Source organism: Pigmentiphaga kullae, assembly GCF_004216695.1.
Lineage (GTDB): Bacteria > Pseudomonadota > Gammaproteobacteria > Burkholderiales > Burkholderiaceae_B > Pigmentiphaga > Pigmentiphaga kullae.
Genome location: NZ_SGXC01000002.1, coordinates 227,964 through 252,967, shown reverse-complemented (window position 1 = coordinate 252,967; position 25,004 = coordinate 227,964). Strand labels below are relative to the sequence as shown.

Annotated in this window: 19 protein-coding genes and 1 pseudogene; 13 read left to right on the top strand and 7 right to left on the bottom strand. The window is 68.3% G+C overall.

The window, feature by feature from the left end; translation table 11 throughout:
- Window positions 1-21: 21 nt before the first annotated feature.
- The gene (gene thrC, locus EV675_RS15390; protein WP_130358228.1) at window positions 22-1,434 is read right to left on the bottom strand and encodes a threonine synthase; all 1,413 of its coding nucleotides are present in this window, start codon (window positions 1,432-1,434) and stop codon (window positions 22-24) included.
- 8 nt (window positions 1,435-1,442) lie between these two features.
- Entirely contained in the window at window positions 1,443-2,750 is a 1,308-nt protein-coding gene (locus EV675_RS15385; protein ID WP_130358227.1) for a homoserine dehydrogenase, read from the bottom strand.
- A gap of 322 nt (window positions 2,751-3,072) precedes the next feature.
- On the opposite strand from EV675_RS15385, the gene EV675_RS15380 reads away from it, so the two are divergent.
- The 4 genes from EV675_RS15380 (at window position 3,073) to EV675_RS15365 (ending at window position 7,221) form a co-directional block, all read left to right on the top strand.
- The gene (locus EV675_RS15380) at window positions 3,073-3,456 is read left to right on the top strand and encodes an Mth938-like domain-containing protein (protein ID WP_130358226.1); all 384 of its coding nucleotides are present in this window, start codon (window positions 3,073-3,075) and stop codon (window positions 3,454-3,456) included.
- A gap of 50 nt (window positions 3,457-3,506) precedes the next feature.
- Complete coding sequence (locus tag EV675_RS15375) at window positions 3,507-3,971, top strand: peroxiredoxin (protein ID WP_130358225.1); 465 nt, start codon at window positions 3,507-3,509, stop codon at window positions 3,969-3,971.
- A gap of 108 nt (window positions 3,972-4,079) precedes the next feature.
- Entirely contained in the window at window positions 4,080-5,822 is a 1,743-nt protein-coding gene (locus tag EV675_RS15370) for a PhoH family protein (RefSeq protein ID WP_130358224.1), read from the top strand.
- Between the two features lies 1 nt (window position 5,823).
- Window positions 5,824-7,221, top strand: a complete 1,398-nt coding sequence (locus tag EV675_RS15365) for a CoA transferase (protein WP_130358223.1) — start codon at window positions 5,824-5,826, stop codon at window positions 7,219-7,221.
- 34 nt (window positions 7,222-7,255) lie between these two features.
- Here EV675_RS15365 and EV675_RS15360 read toward each other — a convergent pair whose 3' ends face one another.
- The 4 genes from EV675_RS15360 to EV675_RS15345 are packed head-to-tail and all read right to left on the bottom strand — an operon-like array spanning window position 7,256 to window position 10,953.
- Entirely contained in the window at window positions 7,256-7,957 is a 702-nt protein-coding gene (locus tag EV675_RS15360; protein ID WP_130358222.1) for an ABC transporter ATP-binding protein, read from the bottom strand.
- Window positions 7,954-8,736, bottom strand: a complete 783-nt coding sequence (locus EV675_RS15355; RefSeq protein WP_130358221.1) for an ABC transporter ATP-binding protein — start codon at window positions 8,734-8,736, stop codon at window positions 7,954-7,956. The genes EV675_RS15360 and EV675_RS15355 overlap by 4 nt, the downstream gene beginning before the upstream one ends.
- Window positions 8,729-9,991 carry a branched-chain amino acid ABC transporter permease gene (locus EV675_RS15350; protein ID WP_130358220.1) on the bottom strand — a complete coding sequence of 421 codons (1,263 nt, stop codon included), beginning with the start codon at window positions 9,989-9,991 and terminating at the stop codon, window positions 8,729-8,731. Before EV675_RS15350 ends, EV675_RS15355 begins: the two co-directional genes overlap by 8 nt.
- Window positions 9,988-10,953 (bottom strand): branched-chain amino acid ABC transporter permease, encoded by a 966-nt coding sequence (locus tag EV675_RS15345; RefSeq protein WP_130358219.1) that lies wholly within the window; start codon window positions 10,951-10,953, stop codon window positions 9,988-9,990. Before EV675_RS15345 ends, EV675_RS15350 begins: the two co-directional genes overlap by 4 nt.
- A 131-nt stretch (window positions 10,954-11,084) precedes the next feature.
- Here EV675_RS15345 and EV675_RS15340 point away from each other — a divergent pair, with 131 nt between their 5' ends.
- The 7 genes from EV675_RS15340 (at window position 11,085) to EV675_RS15310 (ending at window position 17,862) form a co-directional block, all read left to right on the top strand.
- Complete coding sequence (locus EV675_RS15340) at window positions 11,085-12,596, top strand: protein adenylyltransferase SelO (protein WP_130358218.1); 1,512 nt, start codon at window positions 11,085-11,087, stop codon at window positions 12,594-12,596.
- 8 nt (window positions 12,597-12,604) lie between these two features.
- Entirely contained in the window at window positions 12,605-13,006 is a 402-nt protein-coding gene (gene msrB / locus EV675_RS15335; protein ID WP_130358217.1) for a peptide-methionine (R)-S-oxide reductase MsrB, read from the top strand.
- 236 nt (window positions 13,007-13,242) lie between these two features.
- Window positions 13,243-13,833, top strand: coding sequence for a septation protein A (locus EV675_RS15330; RefSeq protein WP_130358216.1), 591 nt, complete (start codon window positions 13,243-13,245; stop codon window positions 13,831-13,833).
- On the top strand, window positions 13,830-14,114 hold the full coding sequence (locus tag EV675_RS15325; RefSeq protein ID WP_130358215.1) for a BolA family protein: 285 nt from the start codon (window positions 13,830-13,832) through the stop codon (window positions 14,112-14,114). Before EV675_RS15330 ends, EV675_RS15325 begins: the two co-directional genes overlap by 4 nt.
- Window positions 14,115-14,168: 54 nt before the next feature.
- A complete protein-coding gene (locus EV675_RS15320; RefSeq protein WP_130358214.1) occupies window positions 14,169-14,936 on the top strand; it encodes a peptidylprolyl isomerase in 768 nt (255 codons plus the stop codon).
- Window positions 14,937-15,358: 422 nt separating this feature from the next.
- Complete coding sequence (locus tag EV675_RS15315; RefSeq protein WP_130358213.1) at window positions 15,359-16,405, top strand: porin; 1,047 nt, start codon at window positions 15,359-15,361, stop codon at window positions 16,403-16,405.
- 404 nt (window positions 16,406-16,809) lie between these two features.
- The gene (locus tag EV675_RS15310) at window positions 16,810-17,862 is read left to right on the top strand and encodes a porin (protein ID WP_130358212.1); all 1,053 of its coding nucleotides are present in this window, start codon (window positions 16,810-16,812) and stop codon (window positions 17,860-17,862) included.
- Between the two features lie 92 nt (window positions 17,863-17,954).
- Here EV675_RS15310 and purL read toward each other — a convergent pair whose 3' ends face one another.
- Complete coding sequence (purL, locus tag EV675_RS15305; RefSeq protein ID WP_130358211.1) at window positions 17,955-21,980, bottom strand: phosphoribosylformylglycinamidine synthase; 4,026 nt, start codon at window positions 21,978-21,980, stop codon at window positions 17,955-17,957.
- Window positions 21,981-22,176: 196 nt separating this feature from the next.
- Between purL and EV675_RS15300 the strand changes: the two are divergent.
- Window positions 22,177-23,457: pseudogene (locus EV675_RS15300) on the top strand (D-amino acid dehydrogenase); the annotation flags it as partial.
- 3 nt (window positions 23,458-23,460) lie between these two features.
- Window positions 23,461-24,987 (top strand): NAD(P)H-hydrate dehydratase, encoded by a 1,527-nt coding sequence (locus EV675_RS15295; protein ID WP_130358209.1) that lies wholly within the window; start codon window positions 23,461-23,463, stop codon window positions 24,985-24,987.
- The last annotated feature ends 17 nt before the right edge of the window (window positions 24,988-25,004 follow it).

Sequence of the window (25,004 nt, the reverse complement as noted above, 5' to 3'; positions counted from 1 at the left end):
CGCACATACTCGACACCGCCGTCAGACGGCCTGGGCGGCAATCAGGTCCTTGATGGCCTGCACGTCGCCGCTCACGGTCTGCACGCGCTGCGGCAGTTGCTCGATGTTCTCGAATCCCGCCGGACGCGGCGCCGGCTGCCCCAGGGCTTCCTCGATGGTGGCCGAGAACTTCACCGGCAGCGCGGTCTCCAGCACCAGCATGGGCACGCCCGGCTCGACGAAAGGCAGCGCCACCTTGACGCCGTCGGCGGTATGCGGATCGATGACTACGCCGGTCTCGGCATGGACCTGGCGGATCGTGGCCAGCCGGTCGGCATGGCTGCTGGTGCCCGAGACGAAACCGTACTGTGCGAACTGCGGCTTGTAGGCCGACAGGTCGAACGAGCCCTGCGCCGCCAGCTCGTCCCACAGCGCCTTCAGGCGCGCGGGGTCGCGGCCCAGCAGGTCGTACACGAAACGCTCGAAGTTCGACGCCTTCGAGATGTCCATGGAGGGACTGGAGGTCTCGTAGGTTTCGCTCGAGGCGCGCGGGCGGTAGATGCCGGTGCGGAAGAATTCCTCGAGCACGTTGTTCTCGTTGGTGGCCAGTACCAGGCGGCGGATGGGCAGGCCCATGCTGCGGGCGACGTGGCCGGCCAGGATGTTGCCGAAGTTGCCCGAGGGCACCGCGAACGACACCTGGGCCATGGGATCGGCCGCGCCTTCGGTAGCCAGCCGCCAGCCATGGAAGTAGTACACCACCTGGGCGGCGATGCGCGCCCAGTTGATGGAGTTGACCGCGCCGATGCGATGCCTGGTCTTGAACGCCAGGTCGCCGCTGACCGCCTTGACGATGTCCTGGCAGTCGTCGAACACGCCGTGCACGGCCAGGTTGTGGATGTTGGCATCCTGCAGCGAATACATCTGCGCGCGCTGGAAGGCGCTCATGCGGCCGGCGGGCGACAGCATGAACACCGCCACGCCCTTCTTGCCACGCATCGCGTATTCGGCGGCCGACCCCGTGTCGCCCGAGGTGGCGCCCAGGATGTTCAGCGTGGTGCCGCGGCGCGCCAGCACGTACTCGAACAGGTTGCCCAGGAACTGCATGGCCATGTCCTTGAAGGCCAGGGTCGGCCCTTCTGACAGGCCCAGCAGCGCGACGCCCTGCTTGAGCGGCTTGAGCGGCACGATGACCTCGCCGCCGAACACCTCGGGACGGTAGGTCTTGCGCGTCAGTTCGCGCAGGTCCTGCTCGGGAATGTCGGTGATGAACAGCTTGAGCACTTCGTAGGCCAGGTCGGCATACGACAGCGCGCGCCACGCCTGGAGCTGCTCGGGCGTGACCTGCGGAATGGACTCCGGCACCGCCAGGCCGCCGTCGGGCGCCAGCCCTTCCAGCAGGACGTCGGTGAACGGTTGCGGGGCCATGCCGCCGCGGGTCGAAAGGTATTTCATGCTACGTCCTAGGCCAGGTTCTCGATGCGCAGGCGCGTGACCGTCGACACCACGGTGGGCAGCGCCTCGATGCGGGCGATGGCGGCGTTGACGTTGCGCTCCAGCGCCTCGTGGGTCAGGAAGATGATGTCCGCCTGGGTGGCGTCCTCGCGCGGCTTCTGGATCATGGACACGATGGAGATCGAGGCGTCGGCCAGGATGCGCGTGATGTCGGCCAGCACGCCCGGCTGGTCGGTCGCCGCCAGCCGCAGGTAGTACGACGTGGTGATGTCCTCGATCGACAGCATGGGGCGGTCGGTGATGGCATCCGGCTGGAAGGCCAGGTGCGGCACACGGTGCTCGGGATCGGCCGTGTGCAGGCGCGTCACGTCCACCAGGTCGGCGACCACCGCCGAGGCTGTGGGCTCCTCGCCCGCGCCCTGGCCGTAGTACAGGGTCGCGCCCACGGCGTCGCCCTTGACCATGACCGCGTTCATCGCCCCTTCCACGTTGGCCATCACGCGCTGGGCGGCGATCAGGGTCGGGTGCACGCGCAGCTCGATGCCCTCGGGACGCGCCTTGGTGATGCCCAGCAGCTTGATGCGGTAGCCGAGTTCCTCGGCATAGCGGATGTCTTCCTGCGCCAGTTGGGAAATGCCTTCGATGTGGGCCTTGTCGAAGCGGATGGGCACGCCGAACGCGATGGACGACAGCAGCGTGAGTTTGTGCGCGGCATCCACGCCTTCGATGTCGAAGGTCGGGTCGGCCTCGGCATAGCCCAGACGCTGCGCCTCGGCCAGCACCTCCGAAAACGGCAGGCCGCGGGCCCGCATCTCGGTCAGGATGAAGTTGGTGGTGCCGTTGATGATGCCGGCCACCCATTCGATCTGATTGGCCGACAGACCTTCGCGGATGGCCTTGATGATGGGAATGCCGCCGGCCACGGCCGCTTCGAAGGCGACCATGACGCCCTGTTCACTGGCGCGGGCGAAGATCTCGTTGCCGTGCTTGGCCAGCAGCGCCTTGTTGGCGGTGACGACGTGCTTGCCGTGGGCAATGGCTTCCAGGACGAGTTCGCGGGCCAGGGTGTCGCCGCCTATCAGTTCGACCACGATGTCGATCTCGGGATCGCGGACGATCTGGAACGGGTCGGCGACGACTTCGGCGGCTTCGCCGACGCGGGACTTGGCCTTGGCGACATCGCGGGCCGAGACCTTGGTCGCGACGATGTGGCGGCCGGCGCGGCGGGCGATTTCTTCGGCGTTGCGGGCGAGGACCTTGAAAGTGCCGCCGCCTACGACGCCCAGGCCCAGGAGGCCTACTCGGATGGGTTCCATTGTGTTTCCGGGCAATACAGGGTTCTTCGAAAACTTCCCCGCCCCGGCTTTGGCGCGCTCCGGCCCGCCGCGTCGGCGCCGCCGGAAGGAGGCGGGATGCGGCAGTGTGCTGCGCAGGGGGGCGGGAATCGCCGGCCACGGCTGGGGCTGGCAATCCTCCAGTGTAACGGACTCTGGGGGGCGGGAGGGAAAACCCGTGGGAGTAAGGACATTTATAATGGACGGACCACAGCCGGGAGGAAATTGTGGCGTTCGCGCATCCGCCCCGGCCGCCGGCAAGCGTATAGTCTGCCTATCCTCCCGCCGTTCCGGAGCCGACCATTTGAAGTTGCATTCCGATCCTGCCTCGGCGCTGAATACCGTGACCGCCTACGGTGACGGATACGTCGAAGTCAACCGCGTCCGTTTCGAACACGCCGTCGTGTTCGGCCCCGAGGGCGATGTCGCCGCCTGGCCCGTTTCCTCTTTCGAAGACGTCGATGCCGCCGCCATGGAACACGTGGCGCGGCCGGGCGCGGCCCCGCAGCCCGAGGTCGTCCTGATCGGCACCGGCGCCCGCCAGCGCTTCCTGCCCCCTTCGCTGCTGCGCCCGTTGCTGAAGGCCGGCGTGGGCGTCGAGATGATGGACACCCAGGCGGCCGCGCGAACCTACAACATCCTGATGGCCGAGGGGCGCCGCGTCGTGGCCGCGCTGATCCCGGCCTGAATGATGCGCCGCCCTTCCCGCCTTCCCCACCCATTCCCGGAGTCCCACGCATGAGCACTGCCATCGGGCGGGCCGCCCCCGCCTTCACCGCTCCCAGCACCGACGGCGACCTGTCGCTGAAAGACCTGAAGGGCCGCATCGTCGTCATGTATTTCTACCCGCGCGACAACACGCCCGGCTGCACGACCGAAGGCCAGAACTTCCGCGACCGCTATGCCGAGTTCCAGGCCGCCGGCGCCGAGATCCTGGGCGTCTCGCGCGACACGCTGGCCTCGCACCAGAAGTTCAAGGAAAAGCAGGGCTTTCCGTTCCCGCTGGTGGCCGACCCGGACGAAACGCTGTGCGAGCTGTACGGCGTCATGAAAATGAAGAACATGTATGGCAAGCAGGTGCGCGGCATCGAGCGCAGCACGTTCCTGATCGACGCGCAGGGCAAGCTGCGCCAGGAGTGGCGCGGCGTGACAGTCCCCGGCCACGTCGACGCCGTGCTCGACGCCGTGCGCGGGCTGGCCTGAATGAGTTCGTCTTTCTTCCTGCGCATGTGTCGTACGCCGGCAGGCGTACGATATATGCAATGGAGGATGCAGTATCGTTGAGCTTCCCTACTGAGGAGATCCGCGCTCATGCCGCTTCCCAAGATGCCCACCCGGCCCGCAGCAATCCTGTCCTTCCCCTCGGGTGAACCAGCGCGCCCCGCAGCCCGCGGCAAACGTACCGAAGCCGAACCCCGACCGCCCTCCTCCCCCGACCTCCCCGACGTCCAGCCCCAGTTGGAAGGCATCCAGGCCGCCCCCGCCAGGACGGCCCGCAAGACGAGCGCCAAATCCAAGGCAGGCACTCTGCTGACGCCCGCGCCCCAGGCAGAGGCGCCCATCGTCGCGCGCGCGCCGCAGCCCGCGCCCGCCCCGGTCCCCGCCGCCACCGGCAAGGCCGTGGCCAAGCCCGCGCCCAGGCGCAAGGCGAAATCTGCCGGGCCGGAAGCCGCCAAGCTGTTCGTGCTCGACACCAACGTGCTCATGCACGACCCGAGCTCGCTGTTCCGCTTCGAGGAACACGACATCTTCCTGCCGATGATCACGCTGGAAGAGCTGGACAACCACAAGAAAGGCATGTCCGAAGTGGCGCGCAACGCCCGCCAGGTCAGCCGCTCGCTGGACGAACTGGTCAGCGACATCGGCGACATGGAGGCCGGCATTCCGCTCGACAAGCTCGGCAACCGCGACGCGATGGGCCGGCTGTACCTGCAGACGACCCTGCTGTCGGCCTCGCTGCCGTCTGGCCTGCCCGCCGGCAAGGCCGACAACCAGATCCTGGGCGTGGTGCGCGCCCTGCAGGAGCGCTTCCCCGACCGCGAGGTCGCGCTGGTGTCCAAGGACATCAACATGCGCGTCAAGGCCCGCGCCCTGGGGCTGCCGGCCGAGGACTACTTCAATGACCAGGTCCTGGAAGACTCCGACCTGCTCTATACCGGCGTGCAGCAACTGCCCGACGACTTCTGGGACAAGCACAGCAAAGGCATGGAGTCCTGGCAGCAAGGCGGCAGCACCTTCTACCGCATCACCGGACCACTGTGCGCGCAGTTCGCCGTCAACCAGTTCGTCTATTTCGAAGGCAGCATGCCCTTGTACGCCCAGGTCAAGGAAGTCAGCGGCAAGACCGCCGTGCTCCAGACCCTGCGCGAATACACCCACAGCAAGAACAGCGTCTGGGGCATCACCGCGCGCAACCGCGAACAGAACTTCGCGCTCAACCTGCTGATGAACCCGGACTGCGACTTCATCTCGCTGCTGGGCCAGGCGGGCACCGGCAAGACGCTGCTGGCGCTGGCCGCGGGCCTGACGCAGGTGCTGGAAACCAAGCGCTACACGGAAATCATCATGACCCGGGTCACGGTGCCCGTAGGCGAGGACATCGGCTTCCTGCCGGGCACCGAGGAAGAGAAGATGCTGCCCTGGATGGGCGCGCTGGAAGACAATCTGGACGTGCTGAACATGGGCGACGGCGACAGCGGCCATGGCGGGGACTGGGGGCGCGCCGCGACCATGGACCTCATCCGCTCGCGGGTGAAGGTCAAGTCGCTGAACTTCATGCGCGGCCGCACCTTCCTGAACAAGTTCCTGATCATCGACGAGGCGCAGAACCTCACGCCCAAGCAGATGAAGACCCTGATCACCCGCGCCGGCCCGGGCACCAAGGTGGTCTGCCTGGGCAACATCGCGCAGATCGACACACCCTACCTGACCGAGGGCAGTTCGGGCCTGACCTACGTGGTGGACCGCTTCAAGGGCTGGCCGCATTCTGGGCACGTGACCCTGCAGCGGGGCGAGCGCTCGCGGCTGGCCGACTACGCGGCCGAGGTGCTGTGACATGCGGCGCGACCTGGACGGCGGCGCGGGGGGCGTCTGCGACGGCTACCTGCGCGCCATCTGGAACGCGGCGGGAAGCGCCGCGCTTCCCGCCGACGTCGCCTGGCTCGGAGCGGGCAGCCTGCCGTCCATCTTTCCGGTCACGGACCTGGCGGCCGCCGCAGTCGGCGCGGCTGGGCTGGCCGTTGCCGAGCTGATCGGGCAGCGACACGGCAGCCTGCCCGCCGTCGCGGTCGACCGGCGGCTGGCCTCGTTCTGGTTCGACACGTCGCTGCGGCCGGTGGGCTGGAAGCTGCCGCCGGCGCGCGACCCCGTCACCGGCGACTATGCGGCCGCCGACGGCTGGATACGGCTGCATGCCAACGCGCCGCACCACCGCGACGCCATCCTGCGCGTGCTGGGCTGCCACGGCAGCCACGACAGCGTGGCACAGGCGGTGGCCGCATGGAACGCGCTGGACCTGGAAAACGCAATCGTCGAAGCGAAGGGCTGCGCCGCGCAGATGCGCACCCAGGAAGCCTGGGCCGCCCATCCGCAAGGCGCCGCCGTGTCGATCGAACCGCTGCTGTGGCGCACGCCGGCATCGGCCGCCCCCGCGCCCACCTGGGCCGGCCCTCCCGCACGCCCGCTGCAAGGCGTACGCGTGCTGGACCTGACCCGCATCATCGCGGGGCCGGTGGCCACCCGCTTCCTGGCGGGCTACGGCGCCGAGGTTCTGCGGCTGGATCCCCCGGCCTGGGACGAACCGGTCGCCGCGCCCGAACTGACGCTGGGCAAACGCTGCGGCCGCATCGACCTTCGCTCCACCGAAGGCCGGCGCCTGTTCCGCCAACTGCTGCGCGATGCCGACGTGCTGGTGCATGGCTATCGTTCGGATGCGTTGGGCGCCCTGGGTTTCGACGCCGAACAGCGGCGCCGCATCAATCCGGGGCTGGTCGACGTGTCGCTGGACGCCTACGGATGGACCGGTCCCTGGAAGGCGCGCCGCGGGTTCGACAGCCTGGTGCAGATGAGCTGCGGCATCGCCGATGCGGGCATGCGCAAACTGGGCCGGGACAAACCCACACCGCTGCCGGTGCAGGCCCTGGACCACACCACGGGCTACCTGCTCGCCACCGCGGCGATACGTGGTCTGACCGAGCGCGTGCGCACCGGCTGCGGCGGCGAGTTCCGCGCATCGCTGGCACGCACGGCGGCCCTGCTGGTGCAGGGGGTCGCAAACGCCGACGCCGCGCCGCTCGCTCCCGAAGCCCGCGACGACTGCACCATGCCCTCGGAGATGACCGCCTGGGGCCGGGCGCGGCGCGTCAAGGCGCCGCTGACCGTCGCCGGCGCCCCCATGGCCTGGGACATTCCCGCCGGCCCGCTGGGCGCCTCGCAGGCATCATGGCGCGCTTGAGCCCGGCCGCCGGCTCCAGTTCAGTTCCCGCTGCCTAGAGTTCGATCCACTCGCGCCTGACCGGTTCGGCCGCGCGCAAGGCAGCCGGCGTCCCGGCGAACACCACGGCGCCGTGTCCCAGCACATACACGCGATCGGCGACGTCCAGGGCGAAGTCCAGCTTCTGTTCGATCAGCAGGATGGCCATGCCCTGGCGGCGCAGTTCGTCCAGGCAGGCGGCCAGTTGCGCCACGACCTGCGGCGCCAGCCCCTCGGCGGGTTCGTCCACCAGCATCAAGACCGGATCGCCCATCAGCGTGCGGCCCAGGGCCAGCATCTGCTGCTCGCCTCCCGACAGGTGCTGTGCCTGCACGCCGGCCCGTCGCGCCAGCGGCGGAAAAAGCCGATAGATGTCGGCGATCGTCCAGCGCCCCGCCGTGGCGGCCTTCTGCCCCAGCATCAGATTCTGCTCGACCGTCATGCCGGGGAAGATGTCCCGGCTTTCGGGCACGTAGCCGACGCCCATCCGCGCGATCTCGAACGTGCGCAGCCCGCCTATGTCCCGGCCGCGCCAAAGCATGCGGCCGCGCCGCTCGACCAGCCCCATGACGGCGCGGGCCAGCGTGGAGCGGCCGGCGCCATTGCGGCCCAGCAGCGCGACGATCTCGCCCGGCGCCACGTGCATGTCCACGCCTTGCAGCACGTGGGCCCGGCCGTACCAGGCATGGACGCCGTGGAGCTCCAGCAAGGCGCTCATTCCGGCTCCTGCATGAGCCCGCCCAGGTAGGCCTGGCGCACCGCCGGATCCGCCCGGATGTGTTCCGGTTCGCCGGTGGCGATCAAGCGCCCCTGGACCATGACCGAAATACGATCGGACAGGCCGAAGACGACCTGCATGTCATGCTCGACGATCAGCACCGTCCTCCCGCGGCAGGTGCCGCGTATCAGCTCCATCATGCGCGCGGTCTCGGCCCGGCTCATCCCGGCCGTCGGCTCGTCCAGCAGGACGACGCGTGCCTCGGTCGCCAGCACCATGCCCAGCTCCAGCGCGCGCTGTTCCGCGTAGCTCAGTTCGCCCGCGGGCAGCGCCGCGCGCCGCTCCAGGTCGAGTTGCGCCATGACCTGGTGCGCCCGCCGAGCCACGCCGCGCCCGCGATCCAGCGCGCACCACCATTGATAGCCCAGGCCGCCCCTGCGCATGGCGGCGCAGCGCAGGTTGTCGAACACCGACATGCGGCCGAACACATTGGCCACCTGGAAGCTGCGCGACAGGCCCAGCCGGGCCATGCGATGCGCCGGCAGCCCCGTGACGTCGCGGCCCCGCAGGCGCACCCTGCCTGCCGAGGGCGGAGTCAGGCCCGAGATCACGTTGAACAGGCTGGACTTGCCCGCTCCGTTGGGACCGATCAGCGCGTGGAACTCGCCCGTGGCGACGCGCAGGCTCACGTCGTCGAGCACCTGGACCTCGCCGTAACGCTTGCCCACGCCTTCCAGCGTCAAGGCGTCGATGCCGGCCTTGTCCCGCCCTTCACCCATCGCATCGCTCCGACGATGGCACCGGCCTGCGCCGGTCCCGCCCCAGGAACAGGCCGGCCGCGCCCAGCACCGACAGCACGCCGGCCGCGCTCCACGGCAGCGGCGCGGACGGATCCAGCGCCAGCCCGAACCATGAGACCATCCCCGGCCCGCCCGCGTCGTGGACGCGGCCATAGGCCAGCTCGATGGCCAGGCTCAGCCCGGCGATGCCGATCAACGCGCCGGCGATCGTCCCTGCCCTGGCGCGCAGCCAGTGCGCGAATTCGCCGCGCGCCACCAGCCGCGCCGCATCGCGGATGCCACCGGCCAATCCACCGGGCAAAGCCAGCACGACGGCGGCAAAGGCGAGCCCCAGGTACAACTGCCAGGCCCCGGTATGACGCGACAGCTCGACCGAGAAGAACGTCACCACCACCGCGCCGGCCACGGGCCCCAGGAACAGGCCGCTGCCGCCGACCACCACCGCCAGCAACACCGCTCCCGATCGCAACGCGCCCAGGCTGTCGGCGCTGGCGATCTCCAGGTTCAGCGCCATCAGCCCGCCCGCCACGCCGGCGAAGAATCCCGACAGGGTCAGCATCAGATAGCGGACGCGGTGCGGGTCGTAGCCGATGAAGGCCACGCGCTGCGGATTGTCGCGGACGGCATTGGCAAGCTTGAGCAGCGGCGTGCGGCCCAGCGCATGGATGGCGAGGGCGCCGGCGACCGTCCATGCCGCGGTCAGATAATAGACATGGAGATCGGGTCCCAGACTCCATCCCGGCCACAGGCCCACGACGAACGCCGGGCCGGCCGTGCGGTCGGCCGCCAACCCGCCTTCCCCGCCGAACCAGTCCGGCAGCATGCCGGCGGCGGCATGGACCAGTTCGCCTACCGCCAGCGAGATCATCGCGAAGGACGTGCCGCCGCGGCGGGTGGTCGGATACCCGATCAGCGCGGCGAATCCCGCCCCCGCCACGCCGCCGGCCACGGGCAGCAGCACGGTCGGAAAGACAAACAGTCCGCCATCCATCCCCCGCAGGAGGTGGATGACGGCATACCCGCCCAGTCCCGCGTAGACGGCATGTCCGAACGACAGCATCCCCGTCTGCCCCAGCAGCAGGTTGTACGACAGCGCGAACAGCGCCATCGCGCACATCTGCGACATCAGGCCCAGCTGGAAGCCGCTGCCCAAGCACAGCGGCGCCAGCGCCAGCATCGCCAGCCCCGCCGCTACGCAGGCCAGGAGCCGCTTGCCATCGGCACGCGGGCTCATGTTTCGCGCACGCCCATGAGTCCGCGCGGCCGCCAGACCAGCACCGCCACCATCAACAGATAAGGCAGCACCGGCGCGACGCGCGACAAGGGCCAGGCCGCCAGCGCCCGCGCCGCATCGGCCGCACCCAGCCAGGTTGCCGGCGCGGCCAGGGACCAGGCCGAGCCCACCGCCAGGGTTTGCAGCACCCCGATCAGCAGGCTGGCCCAGAACGCTCCCGCCAGCGACCCCAGCCCGCCCACCACCGTCACGACGAAGACGATGGGCCCCAGCGCCTGGGCCATGCCCGGCTCGGTCACGAACACGCTGCCGCCTATCGCGCCGGCCATCCCGGCCAGCAGGCAGCCGGCGCCGAACACCAGCATGAACACACGGGGCACGTCGTGCCCCAGCGCCTGCGCCATGGCCGGATGGCTGAGCGCCGCGCGGACGACCAGGCCGGTTCGCGTCCGCGTCAGTCCCCACCACAATGCCGCCAGCATCAGGCCCGCGGCCAGCGCGACCACCAGGCGATGCAAGGGAAAGGCGTGCCCGCCCAGGCTGAACAGCGGCTCGCCCCAGGCCGCCGGCATGCGGTAGGGCACGGCGGAGCGGCCCCAGGCCAGTTGCACCAGTTCGGCGATGACCATGGCGAGCGCGAACGTGAACAGCAGTTCCGCCACGTGCCCCCGCCCGCGCAGGCGGCGCAGCGCCAGCCGCTCGACCGCGGTGCCCGCCAGCCCGACCAGCACCGGCGCGATGAACAGGGCCACCCAGAATGCCGCGCCCGCTGTCAGCGCCGGCGACAGCGCGCCGGCCACGGCATGGGCGGCATAGGCCCCCAGCATGTAGAAACTGGCATGCGCGAAGTTGATGATGCCCATCATGCTGAAGATCAGCGTCAGCCCGGCCGAAAGCATGAAAAGCAGCAGCCCGTAACTGAGGCCGTTCAGCAGCGAAACGATGAGCCCGTCCAAACAAATACTCCGAGCGGCGCGCGCGGCCGCGGCGGCAGCCCCGCCAGGGAAAGGGGAAACAAGAAAACGACGGCAAATAGGTTAACCTTGATCGATACCCGGCGTGAGGCCGGACCGCCAATCACCGTTCCAACGTCGTGAAGCTCGCCAGCACTCTCCAGTCCCTGCGTACCGACAACTCGTTCGCCGCCCTGCCGGACGCATTCTACTCACGGGTGTCGCCCCAGCCCCTGGACGACCCCTGGCTGGTGCATGCCAACCCCGAGGCCGCCGCCCTGATCGGCCTCGCGCCCGAAGCGCTGGCCACGCCCGAGTTCCTGTCCGTGTTCTCGGGCGCCAGCCCGCTGCCGGGCGGCTCGCCGCTGGCCGCGGTCTACAGCGGCCATCAATTCGGCGTCTGGGCCGGACAGTTGGGCGACGGCCGCGCGCTGCTGCTGGGCGAAGCGGCCGGCCCCGACGGCAGTTGGGAACTGCAGCTCAAGGGATCGGGCCTGACGCCCTATTCGCGCATGGGCGACGGCAAGGCCGTGCTGCGTTCGTCGGTGCGCGAGTACCTCGCTTCGGAAGCCATGCATGGCCTGGGCATCCCGACCACGCGCGCGCTGGCGCTGATCGCTTCCGACGACCCGGTCATCCGCGAAACGGTCGAGACCGCCGCCATCGTCACCCGCATGTCGCCCAGCTTCGTGCGCTTCGGTTCGTTCGAGCACTGGGCCAGCCGCGAGCGCCCCGACCTGCTGCGCATCCTGGCCGACTACGTGATCGACCGCTTCTATCCCGACTGCCGGCCCGCCCCGGCCGGTGTCGCCGACACCGACGCCGGCCCCTATCTGCGGCTGCTGGCCGCGGTCACGCGCAAGACCGCCGCGCTGATGGCGGACTGGCAGGCCGTGGGCTTCTGCCATGGCGTCATGAACACCGACAACATGTCCATCCTGGGGCTGACGCTGGACTATGGCCCCTATGGATTCATGGACGGCTTCGACGCCCACCACGTCTGCAATCATTCCGACACGGCCGGACGCTACGCGTGGGACGCCCAGCCCGCCGTCGGGCACTGGAACCTGTACCGCCTGGCCGGCGCGCTGATGCCGCTGGTGCAGGACGAGGACGCGCTGCGCGCCGTGCTGGCCGGCTACGAAGGCGCCTTCCTGGCCGCCTTCCACGACAGGATGGCCGCCAAGCTCGGCCTGGCGCAATGGCAGGCCGGCGACGAGGAACTGCTGAACGGCCTGTGGTCCGTCATGCACCAGAACCGCGCCGACTTCACCTTGAGCTTCCGGCGCCTGGCCGCCGTGGCCAGCGCCGGCGACACCCCGCCGGCCCCGGGCATCGAGACCTTCGAGGACCTGTATGCCGACCGCGAAGCCGCCCGCGCCTGGCTCGCCACCTATCGCGCCCGCCTCGCGCAGGACGGGCGGGCCGATGCCGAACGCGCGGCGGCCATGAACCGCGTCAATCCGCTGTACGTGCTGCGCAACCACCTGGCCGAGCTGGCGATCCGCGCCGCGAAGGAACGGGACTCCGGCGAGATCGACCGCCTGATGCGGCTCTTGCGCGATCCCTATACCGAACGCCCCGGCCATGAAAGCTATGCCCGCGTGCCGCCCGACTGGGCGGGCGCACTGCAAGTCAGTTGTTCTTCATGAGGTAGACCATGTCCGACCGGCCCAAAGTCACGAAATCCGATGCCGAATGGCGCACCCTGCTCACGCCCATGCAATACGCCGTGGCACGCGAGAAGGCGACCGAGCGCGCGTTCACCGGCCAGTACTGGGATCATCGCGAGCCCGGCATCTACCGCTGCGTGGCCTGCGGCACGCCGCTGTTCGCCTCGGACACCAAGTTCGACTCGGCCTGCGGCTGGCCCAGCTACTTCGCCCCCCTGGATCCCGACAACGTGCGCGAGGAACTCGACACCACCCATGGCATGGTCCGCACCGAGATCCTGTGCAACGTCTGCGACGCCCACCTGGGACACGTCTTCGAGGACGGTCCGCCGCCGACCGGGCTGCGTTATTGCATCAATTCGGTCTCGTTGAAGTTCGAACCGGTGTAGGGGATCCCCCCTACGCGCTTCGTGCGCCCCCCAAGGGGGCGATGCGGGTGGACCGGAAGGGAAACCCATCCCCCACGCCCTTCGGGCGCCCCCTCAAGGGGGCGATGCGGGTGGACCGGCGAAGCCGGATCCACCGCATCCTGGATCTTGGTAAGCCGGGTTAAGCTGCGGCTGTAGGGTGAACGGTGGGGTGGTTTTACTGTCCCACTCTGGCGTGTTTTCTTTTCGACGATTCGATGAAATTACTTTTCGATCTTTTCCCCCTGGTTCTTTTCTTTGCCGCATACAAGTTCGCCGACATCTATGTCGCGACCGGCGTGGCCATGGCGGCCAGCGTGCTGCAGATCGTCTGGCTGCTGGTGCGGCGCCGAAAGATCGAGCCCATGCACTGGATCAACCTGACCATCATCGTGGTGTTCGGGGGCGCCACGCTGTTCCTGCACGACGAAGTCTTCATCAAGTGGAAGCCCACGGTGCTCTACTGGCTGTTCGCGGCGGTGCTGGGCGGCGGCCAGTGGCTGTTCAAGCGCAATTTCCTGCGCAGCATGCTGGGCGCGCAGATCCAGTTGCCCGACCCGGTCTGGAGCCGGCTCAACCTGGCCTGGGTGACCTTCTTCGCCGCGGTGGGCGGCCTGAACCTGTACGTCGCCTACAACTGGCCCACCGAAACCTGGGTCAGCTTCAAGGTGTTCGGCATCTTCGGCCTGCTGCTGGTATTCGTCGTGCTGCAATCGCTCTACCTCGGCCGCCACATGAAGCCCGCCCAGGAAGCCTCCACCGCGGACATTGCCAAGCGCGAAACCGACGCCGGGGCCGAACGTTCATGAACGCCGACCGCATCGCGGGGATCCGGCAGCGCCTGCAGCCCCTCGACCCCATCACCCTGGACGTGCAGGACGAATCCCACCTGCATGCCGGGCATGCCGGCGCGGCCGGCGGCGCCGGACACTTCCGGCTACGCATTGTTTCGCCCCGTTTCGCCGGGCTCAACCGGGTAGCCAGGCATAGGCTGGTGTATGATCGATTGGCAGACTTGATGCCGGCGCACATCCACGCGCTGGCGCTCCAGGCGCTGACACCAGAAGAAGATTCCGCACCAACCTCTTGAGCCCGGTCTTTTCAACCGACCTCACTCCCCCTCTACCTTCAAGGACTTCCATACATGAAGCGTGTTTTGATGATGGCTGCCGCGCTGACCCTGGCCGCTCCGGTTTTTGCGCAGAATGCCGCCGTGGTCAACGGCAAGGCCATCCCCTCGTCGCGCGTGGACCAATTCGTCAAGCTGCTGACCAAGCAGGGCCAGCCCGACTCCCCCCAGTTGCGCGAGCAGATCCGGGAAGAACTGATCAACCGTGAAATCTTCCTGCAGGAAGCCGACAAGCGCGGCGTCGCCAAGCAGCCCGAAGTCCAGGCCGAAATCGACCTGACCCGCCAGAGCGTGCTGATCCGCGGCCTGTTCAACGACTTCCTGGCCAAGAACCCGGTCTCGCCGCAGGACATCCAGGCCGAGTACGACCGCGTCAAGAGCGCCCAGGGCGACAAGGAATACCAGGCCCGCCACATCCTGGTCGAAAGCGAGGCCCAGGCCAAGGACATCATCGCCCAGCTGAAGAAGGGAGCGAAGTTCGAGGACCTCGCCAAGCAATCCAAGGACCCCGGCTCGGCCGCCAACGGCGGCAGCCTGGACTGGGCGCCCTCCAGCACCTACGTCAAGCCGTTCGCCGACGCGCTGGCCGCGCTGCAGAAGGGCCAGACCACGGAAGCGCCGGTGCAGACCCAGTTCGGCTGGCACGTGATCCGCCTGGACGACGTGCGCCCGGTCCAATTCCCCCCGCTGGAGCAGCTGCGCCCGCAAATCGAGGAATCCCTGCGCCAGACCAAGCTGCGTGATTTCCAGACCAGCCTGCGCGAAAAGGCCAAGATCCAGTAAGTTTGTTGGATTCAACCAACAAAAAACGCTGTCCCGATAATTAAATTTTCAACAATCAGGGTTTCCCTGGGTTGAACCTGATGCCCCGTAAAACCAGTGCCTACAGGCGTGAGTTACGGGGCATTTTTCTTGCCTCCGCCCCGGCAACGCTGGACATTCGTCATGCCGCCCCCCTCCGAGGTTGCAATTAGGTAACAAAACCTTAGAGCAAAGCACAACACATTTTTATTGCAAGGGAATTAACTATTGGCACCCCAGGGGCTTTCTGGTGAAATTCTTCGAGATTTCTTCACAGCAAGTACATCGCGTAGAAATCATGAGCAAGACGGGGGGCTTGTCTTGGGGGAAAGCGGCAGCAATGCTGTCTTCCGACTCGTCCCTTCGGCTTATCGAGTTACTCACTCCGCTGGAGACCTATTTAAATGAAGAAGACCCTTCTTGCCGCCGCGCTGCTGGCTGGCTTCGCAGGTGCCGCTCAAGCGCAAAGCAACGTCACGCTGTATGGTTTGGTTGACGCTGGCTTCAACTACACCAAGCTCGAAGGCAACAAGAGCCGCATGGGTATCGACAGCGGTCTGCAAGGCCAGTCGCGCTGGGGTATCCGTGGTTCGGAAGACATCGGCGGTGGTCTGAAGGCCATTTTCACCCTGGAAAACGGCTTCACCGTTGACAACGGCCAACAAACCCAAGGCCGCCTGTTCGGCCGCTACGCCTTCGTCGGCCTGGAAAGCGCCTCCGCTGGCCGCCTGACCCTGGGCCGCACGACGAACCTGGCCTTCATGTGGGCCGCCGGCATCGTCAACCCCTTCGGCCTGAGCTTCAGCAGCGCCACCGTCGGCAGCACCTTCGGCTACAACGACGCCGATCTGGGCCTGGGTCGTGTCAACAACTCGATCTACTACTACTCGCCCAACTTCTCCGGCTTCCAAGGCGCCATCGGTTACAGCTTCCAGTCGAACCCCGACACGGAAGTCGCCGGCAACAAGAACAACGATCGCCTGATCGACCTGGGCTTGAAGTATGACAACGGTCCCCTGAAGGCCGTGCTGACGTACCAGTACCTGAACCCGTCGCAGCTGACCGCCAACAACGGCAAGTTCAAGAACCTGACGCTGGGTGCCAACTACGACTTCGGCGTCGTGGCTGTGTACGCTGGCTACGCCAACGCCAAGGGCATCCGCACTGTCGCTGGCTACAACGGCGCCATCAACGCCACGTCCGCCGACTTCACCAAGGACAACGCCTACACGATCGGCCTGAGCGCTCCTCTGGGACCCGGCAAGGCCTACGCTGCCTACCAAAAGGCGACCAAGTCCAAGTCCAACAACTGGGCTATCGGCTATACCTACGACCTGTCGAAGCGCACCAACCTGTACGCCTTCTTCGTCGAGGGTGAAGTCCGTGATTTCGCCGCCAAGAAGGACCTGAGCAACCGCCAGTTCGCTCTGGGCCTGCAACACCGCTTCTAAGCACTTGATACCGGTTTAGCCGGTATCGACGGGGCCTCGGCCCCGACGCGAACAAGCATGAACCCCGCCTTGTGCGGGGTTTTTCTTTGCCGCTCCGGTCACGATGGTGCTCTCCGCGTTCTTACGTTGCCGGATGTAACACCCCCCTTTTCCTGTTGCGCGAACAACGACAAGACCAATTGGTTTAGACGGAATCGCAACATCACTGAATATCGCACCAGATTTAACAGTTGGCACTCTTAATCCTTTCTGGTGAAATTTCTTCAGATTTCTTCGCAGCCTAAGCAGCATGGCCTGGAAATCGGAATCAGACGGCGACTGCGCGCCGAAGGAGCCGGTCTCGGACCGACCCCGCCGGGACGTCAGCCAACTTGTCGAGTGTTTTTCAGCTGGAGACCAAGTAAATGAAAAAAACCCTACTCGCGACCGCCCTGCTGGCAGGCTTTGCCGGCGCCGCTCACGCACAGAGCTCCGTTACGCTGTACGGCCTGGTCGATGCGGGCTTCAACTACGCCAAGCGCGATGGCCAGTCCGTCAAAGGTATCGATAGCGGCCTGATGAGCCAATCCCGCTTCGGTATGCGCGGTTCGGAAGACTTGGGCAATGGCCTGAAGGCCATCTTCACCCTGGAAAACGGCTTCACGGTGGATAACGGCCAACAAACCCACGGCCGCCTGTTCGGCCGCTACGCCTTCGTCGGTCTCGAAAGCGCCCAAGCCGGCCGCCTGACTCTGGGCCGCACCACCAACCTGGCCTTCATGTGGGCTGCTGGCATCGCCAACCCGTTCGGCCTGAGCTTCAGCACCGCCAGCATCGGCAGCACCTTCGCCTATAACGACGCCGTGATGGGCGGCGGCCGGGTCAACAACTCGGTCTACTACTACAGCCCCTCGTTCTACGGCATCCAGGCCGGTGTCGGTTACAGCTTCAACGCCTTCGCCAGCCCGAGCGGCGAAAGCGAAGTACCGGAAAGCGGCAAGAACAACCGCATGATCGATGCCGGCCTGAAGTACGACAATGGGCCAATCAAAGGCGTATTGACGTACCAGCAAGTGGAATCGCCGCTGCCTGGCACCAAGACCTTCCGCAACCTGACCGTCGGTGCATCGTACGACTTCGGCGTCGCCGCCATCCACGCCGGTTACGCCAAGGCCAACAACATCACCCCCGCCTTCCTGAACGGCTACAACGGCGTGGTAGCGACGGGCGGCCAGTTCTCCAGCGACAGTGCCTACACCATCGGTGCCAGCGCCCCGATCGGCCCCGGCAAGCTGTACGCCGCCTGGCAAAAGGCCACCAAGTCCAAGGTGAACGGCTGGGCCGTCGGCTACACCTACGATCTGTCCAAGCGCACCAACCTGTATGCGTTCTTCGCCGACAACGACGTGCGCAACTTCGACGAGAACCGCGATATGACCTATCGCCAACTCGCCGTCGGCCTGCAGCACCGCTTCTAAGAAAAAGGGCCGCTAGGCGGCCCCCATGCCGGCAGCCCAGGCTGCCAGCCCTCGCACCCCGGGCCTTGCCCGGGGTTTTTATTTGCCGCGGTTCATGTCGTCCAGCGGCGCGCGTTGCGGAACATGCGCATCCACGGCGAGAACTCGCCGCCGCTGTCGCGTTCGCCCCACGAGGCAGGACTCCACGACATTTGCACGTTGCGGAACACCCGCTCGGGGTGCGGCATCAGGGCGGTGAAGCGGCCGTCCGCCGTGGTGACGCCGGCCAGGCCGCCGGCGCTGCCGTTGGGGTTGTAGGGATAGACCTCGGTCGGCTTGCCGGCGTGATCGACGAAACGCATGGCGGCCAGCGCCGCGTCGGTCCTGCCCTGCTGCGAGAAGTCGGCATAGCCTTCGCCGTGGGAAACGGCGATGGGCATGCGCGAGCCGGCCATCCCGTCGAAGAAGATGGACGGCGACTCGGGGATCTCGACCAGCGAGAAGCGGGCCTCGAACTTTTCCGAGCGGTTGCGCGTGAAGCGCGGCCAGTCCTGGGCGCCCGGGATCATGGGGGCCAGCGCCGCCAGCATCTGGCAGCCGTTGCACACGCCCAGCGCGAAGGTGTCGCCGCGGCCGAAGTAGGCCGCGAACATGTCGGCCAGCACCGCGTTGTACTGGATGGTCTTGGCCCAGCCTTCGCCGGCGCCCAGCACGTCGCCGTAGCTGAAGCCGCCGACGGCGACCAGTCCCTTGAAGCTGGACAGGTCGATGCGTCCGCTCAGCAGGTCGGTCATGTGCACGTCCCAGGACTCGAAGCCGGCGCGGTCGAAGGCATAGGCCATCTCGACCTGGCTGTTGCAGCCCTGTTCGCGCAGGATGGCCATGCGCGGGCGCGCGCCGGTGGCGATCATGGGGGCGGCGATGTCTTCCTGCGGGTCGAAATCGACCTTGGGCGACAGGCCGGGATTGGCGACGTCGTCCCACAGGTCGAATTCGGCCTGCGCGCAGTCGGGGTTGTCGCGCAGCGTCATGATGCGGCGGCTGACCTCGCTCCAGGCCTTGCCGAGTTCGGCGCGCGGCTTGCCCCAGATCCTGCGGGCGTCGCGGTAGAACTCGATCTCGTCGCGGCCGTTGGGTTCGCCGATCACGTGCGAGTGGGCCGACAGTCCGGCGCCGCGCAGTACTTCCATCACCGCGTCGCGGCTGGCAGCGGGCACCTGGATGACGGCCCCCGCCTCTTCGGAGAACAACGCCTTGATCGTCAGTTCGTCGCGCTGCACGGCGACCTGTTCCGGCCGGATCTTGAAATCGCCCCAGTCCGACGCATACGGATCCAGGGTAAGCATGTCCAGGTTGATCGACAGGCCGGTATGGCCGGCAAAGGCCATTTCGCACAGCGTGGCGAACAATCCGCCGTCGGAACGGTCGTGGTAGGCCAGGATCACGCCGCTGTCGGCCAGGGTGCGGATCGCGGCGAAGAAGGCGCGCAGGTCGTCGGGGGCATCGATGTCGGGCGCCTGCTGGCCGACCTGGCCGATGACCTGGGCCAGCACGGAACCGCCCAGGCGGTGCTTGCCGCGCCCCAGATCGACCAGGATCAGGGTCGTGTCGCCCTGGTCGGTGCGCAGTTGCGGGGTCAGGGTCTTGCGTACGTCGTCCACCGGCGCGAAGGCGGTAACGATGAGCGACACCGGCGCCACCACGCGGCGCGGTTCGCCGTTCTCGTCCCAGGCCGTGCGCATGGACAGCGAATCCTTGCCCACGGGGATGGACAGCCCGACGCGCCGGCACAGTTCGCTGACCGCGCTGACGGTGTCGTACAGCGCCGCGTCCTGGCCGGGCTCGCCGCAGGCGGCCATCCAGTTGGCGGACATCTTGACGTCTTCGATACGGACCACGGAGGCCGCCACCAGGTTGGTGATGGCTTCGGCCACGGCCATGCGGCCCGAGGCCGGGGCGTCGATGACGGCCAGCGGAGTGCGTTCGCCCATGGCCATGGCTTCGCCGCGCGTGCCGCTGTAGTCGGCCAGCGTGACCGCGCAGTCGGCCACCGGCACCTGCCACGGGCCGACCATCTGGTCGCGCGAGGACAGGCCGCCCACGGTCCGGTCGCCGATGGTGATCAGGAAGGTCTTGTTGGCGACCGTGGGGTGGCGCAGCACGCGCAGGGCCACGTCGTCCAGGTCCAGACCGACCACGTCCAGCGATTCGCCCGCGCCCGGCTGGCGCGCGACGTCGCGCTCCATGCGGGGCGGCTTGCCCAGGATGACGTCGACCGGCACGTCCACCGGACGCGAGGTCCGGGCCCAGTCGGCTGCGGCCACGTCGCCCGCCGAAAAGCCTTCGCCGTCGACCACGCGCAATTGGCGCTGCTCGGTGGCTACGCCCACGACCGCATAGGGGCAGCGCTCGCGACGCGCCAGCGCGTCGAAGCGCTCGAGGTCCTGCGGCAGGATGGCCAGCACGTAGCGCTCCTGCGATTCATTGCACCAGATCTCGGCCGGCGACAGGCCCGACTCTTCGAGCTGGACGTTGCGCAGGTCGAATATGGCGCCGCGCCCGGCGCCGTCCACCAGTTCGGGGAAGGCATTCGAGAGGCCGCCCGCGCCCACGTCGTGGATGGACTGGATGGGATTGTCGGCGCCGAGCTGCCAGCAGCGGTCGATGACTTCCTGCGCCCGGCGCTCGATCTCGGGGTTGCCGCGCTGGACGGAATCGAAGTCCAGGTCGGCGGTATTGCTGCCCACGCCCATGCTGGAGGCGGCGCCGCCGCCCATGCCGATGCGCATGCCGGGTCCGCCCAGCTGGATCAGCAGCGAGCCTGGCGGCAGGTCGTTCTTGTGGGTCAGGCCGTCGTCGATGCTGCCCAGGCCGCCGGCGATCATGATGGGCTTGTGGTAGCCCCAGCGCACGCCGCCCGCGGTCTGCTCGAAGGTACGGAAATAGCCCAGCAGGTTGGGCCGGCCGAATTCGTTGTTGAACGCGGCCCCGCCTATGGGGCCTTCGATCATGATGGACAGGGGCGAGGCGATGCGGTCGGGCGCGCCGTGGCCGTCATGCTCCCAGGGCTCGATGGCGTCGTCGAAACGCAGGTGCGACACCGTGAAGCCGGTCAGGCCCGCCTTGGGCTTGGAGCCGCGGCCGGTCGCGCCTTCGTCGCGGATCTCGCCGCCCGCGCCGGTCGAGGCGCCGGGGAAAGGCGAGATGGCCGTGGGGTGGTTGTGGGTCTCGACCTTCATCAGGGTGTGGACCGTCGCCTCGCGGCGTCCGTACACCTGGCCGTCGGTACCGGGCTGCACGTGGAAGCGCTCCGCCCTGCCCCCGGCCATGACGGCGGCGTTGTCGGAATAGGCCACCACGGTGCCTTCCGGCTGTGCCTTGTGCGTGGCGCGGATCATGCCGAACAGGGTCTCGGACTGCCTCTGGCCGTCTATCACCCACTGGGCGTTGAAGATCTTGTGGCGGCAGTGCTCGCTGTTGGCCTGGGCGAACATCATCAGCTCGACGTCGGTCGGATTCCGCCCCAGGCCGTTGAAGGCCTCGACCAGGTAATCGATCTCGTCGTCGGACAGCGCCAGTCCCATGCTGCGGTTGGCCGCCACCAGGGCCGGCGCGCCTTCGGCCAGCAGGGGCACGGTCTGCATGGGCCTGCCGGCCAGGGTCGCGAACAGCGGGGCGCCGTCGAAGGCGCCATCGACCACGGTCTCGGTCATGCGGTCGTGCAGCGCGCCGGCCAGCGCGGCCAGGTCGTCCGCCGACAGCGATTTGGCGCCCAGCAGCCCCCGCTTCGGGATCACCGTGTACGCGACGGCCCGTTCTATCCTGCGCACCTGCGCCAGCCCGCAGTTGTGCGCGATGTCGGTGGCCTTGCTGGCCCAGGGCGAGACGGTGCCCAGGCGCGGCACGACCAGCAGCTCCAGCCCTTGCTGGGCCTCGGGGGCCGGATCGCCGTAGCGCAGCAGGCCCTCCAGGCGCTGGCGGTCATCCGCGGCCAGGTCGCCCTCCACGGCGACGAAATGCACGAACCGGGCCGAGACATCCGCCACCGAGGCATTCAGGGCCTGGAGTCGGCGCAACAGGCGGTCGCGGCGGAACGAGGAAAGGGCAAGGGGGCCGGAGAGGCGCAGGATGGAGGCCACGATAAGCGAGCTGGGAAGCCGAGGAAATGAGGGAGAAAACGCGAGGAAAGCGCGTGACTAGCCGTGATTTTACTTCGTACCGGGGAATCGGGAAAAACCACGAGCGAATACCCGCCCTCCCCGCTTAAAATCCGGTGCCCGTTCCCCGGAATGCCCTCGCTTTCCGGCGGGAAGACGGGCTCGACCAGAAGAAGCGACAGACCCCATGCGTGTGATTGTGATCGGTGCCGGCATCATCGGTGTATGCACCGCCTATTGGCTCAACCGGCACGGCATGCAGGTCACCGTCGTGGATCGACGCAGCGGCGTCGCCCAGGAATCGAGCTTCGGCAACGCGGGCATCCTGGCCGCCGACTACGCCGCCCCGTGGGCCGCCCCGGGCATGCCGGGCCGCGTGCTGGCCCACCTGTTCAAAAGCGAGGCCCCGGTGGCGCTGCGCGCCTCGCTGGACCCGGCGCTGTGGAAATGGCTGGTGAAATGGCTGGGCCAGTGCCGGGCGGAACGCTATGCGGCCAACAAGCGCGCGATGCAGCGCGTGGCCCGCTACAGCCGCGCCCAGCTGGCCGCGCTGCGCGAGGAATACGGTTTCGAGTACGAGCGCCGGATCGGCTACCTGCAACTGCTGCGCACCCCGCGCGACGTGGACGCGACGCAGGTCACCCGCCAGGTCCTCCAGGAAAGCGGCATCGCCCACCGGCTGCTGAGCGCCGAGGAAGCCACCGCGATGGACGTCCACCTGCAGGACGCGGTGCACGTCGGCACGCCGCTGGCCGGCGCCATCCATTACCCCGACGACGAGTCGGGCAACTGCCCGCTGTTCGCCCGGCTGCTGGCGGCAGAATGCGAGCGCAGCGGCGTCGAGTTCCTGTTCAACGCCGTCGCCCAGCCCGTGCAGAATGCGGGCGGCATCGTCGCCGGCGTGCATCTGCAGGACGGCCGCACGCTGTCCGCGCAGGCGGTCGTGGTGGCCTCGGGCAGCGACGCCGGGACCTTGCTGGCCCGGCTGGGCGTGCGCGTGCCGATCTACCCGGTGCGCGGCTATGCCGCCAACCTTCCCCTGCGCAACGACGTCATCGGTCCGCGCCGCGCCTTCGTGGACGAGACCTATCGCGTAACCGTGACGCCGCTCGGCCAGCGTTTGCGCGTCGCCGGCACGGCCGAGCTGGGCTGGCGCGGTCCGGCCTTGCGCGACAAGGCCCTGCGCACGCTGGTCAGGGCGGCCCAGGACTGGATGCCCGGCATGCTGGATTTCTCGCGCGCGACCTGGTGGGCCGGCACCCGGCCCATGACGCCGGACGGCCCGCCCATACTCGGCCCCACCCGGCTGCCCGGGCTGTACCTGAACGTCGGCCATGGTTCGCAGGGATGGAGCATGGCGGCGGGCACGGGACGCATCGTGGCCGACCTTGTCGCCGGCCGGACGCCGGAGATCGAACTGGACGGGTTGGACATCGGCCGCTACGCGCGCAAGAATTAGCGCATGGACCTCCATCCGCGCCGGTTGCTGCGCACCCCCGCCATCAGGCTGATCGAACGCGAGGCGCAGGCCGCGCTGCCGCCCCATGCCCTGATGCGGCGCGCGGCCGGCGCGGCGGCGGCGTTCATCGCCGAACGCTGGCCCGGACACCGGGTCGAGCTGCTGTGCGGCCCCGGCAACAACGGCGGCGACGGCTTCATGCTGGCCGCGCTGCTGCACCAGGCCGGCCACCGGGTGCGCGTCTGGGCGCTGCCGGCCGGCAAGCGGCCGCCCGACGCCGAACAGGCCTGGCGGGAACTGCCCGCTGGCCTGGTGCAGGCCGGCGAACCCGACACCCTCGACCTGCCCGATCCGTCGCGCACGCTTGTCGTCGACGCGCTGTTCGGCATCGGCCTGTCGCGCCCCCTGCCCGAGCCGGCGCAGCGGTGGGCGGCCTGGGCCGCGCGACAGGGATCTTCCGTCCTGGCCCTGGATACGCCCAGCGGGCTCGACACGGACACCGGAAGCGCACAGCCGGGGGCGGTGGTCGCCCACCACACCCTGACTTTCATCGCCGACAAGCCCGGACTCCACACGCGTGCCGGCCGCGACCATGCCGGCACGGTCAGCGTCGCCGACCTGGAACTGGAAAGCGACGTCGGCCGCCATGCCGGCCTGCCCCATGGCGGCCTGCTAGTCAGGCAGGCCGACTGCCCGGCACTGTTCCGCCCCCGGCGGCAGGACAGCCACAAAGGCAGCTTCGGCACGCTGGCCATCCTGGCCGGCGCGCCCGGCATGACCGGCGCGGCCTTGCTGGCCGCCCGCGCGGCCCTGTACGGCGGGGCGGGCAAGATCCTGGTCGGGCTGGCCGAAGCCGCCCCGCTCGCACTGCCCTGCGACCCGCAGCATCCCGAGCTCATGCTGCGCGATGCCGAAGGGCTGCTGGATCATGCCGCGCAACTGGGCGTGAGCGGCTGGGTCGCGGGCTGCGGCCTGGGCATCGATACCGGCGCCCAGCGCTGGCTCGGCCGCCTGCTGGCCGAAGCGCCCGCCTCGGCTCCCCTGGTGCTGGACGCCGACGCGCTGGTCCTGCTGGGCACGCTGCCCGACCTGGCCCGTACCCTGGCCGCCCGCAGCGGCCCCGCGATCCTGACCCCGCATCCACGCGAAGCCGCGCGCATGCTGGGCCTCTCGACCGACGACGTGCAGGCGGACCGCATCGAGGCCGCCCGCGAACTGGCCGCCCGCTATCGCGCCTGGGTGGTCCTGAAAGGCGCGGGCAGCATCGTGTGCGGGCCGCACGGCGCCTGGAGCATCAACGACAGCGGCAATGCCGGGCTGGCCACCGCCGGCACCGGCGACGTGCTGGCCGGCATGCTGGGGGCGCTGCTGGCGCAGGGACTGGACGCGGGCGAAGCCGCGCGGGCCGGGGTCTGGCTGCACGGCGCCGCCGCCGACGATCTCGTGGCGCGCGGCACCGGCCCCATCGGACTGACCGCCAGCGAAATCGCGCCCGCCGCGCGCGACCTGCGCAATCGCGGCGGACACTGACCCGCGCGGCGGGCGTT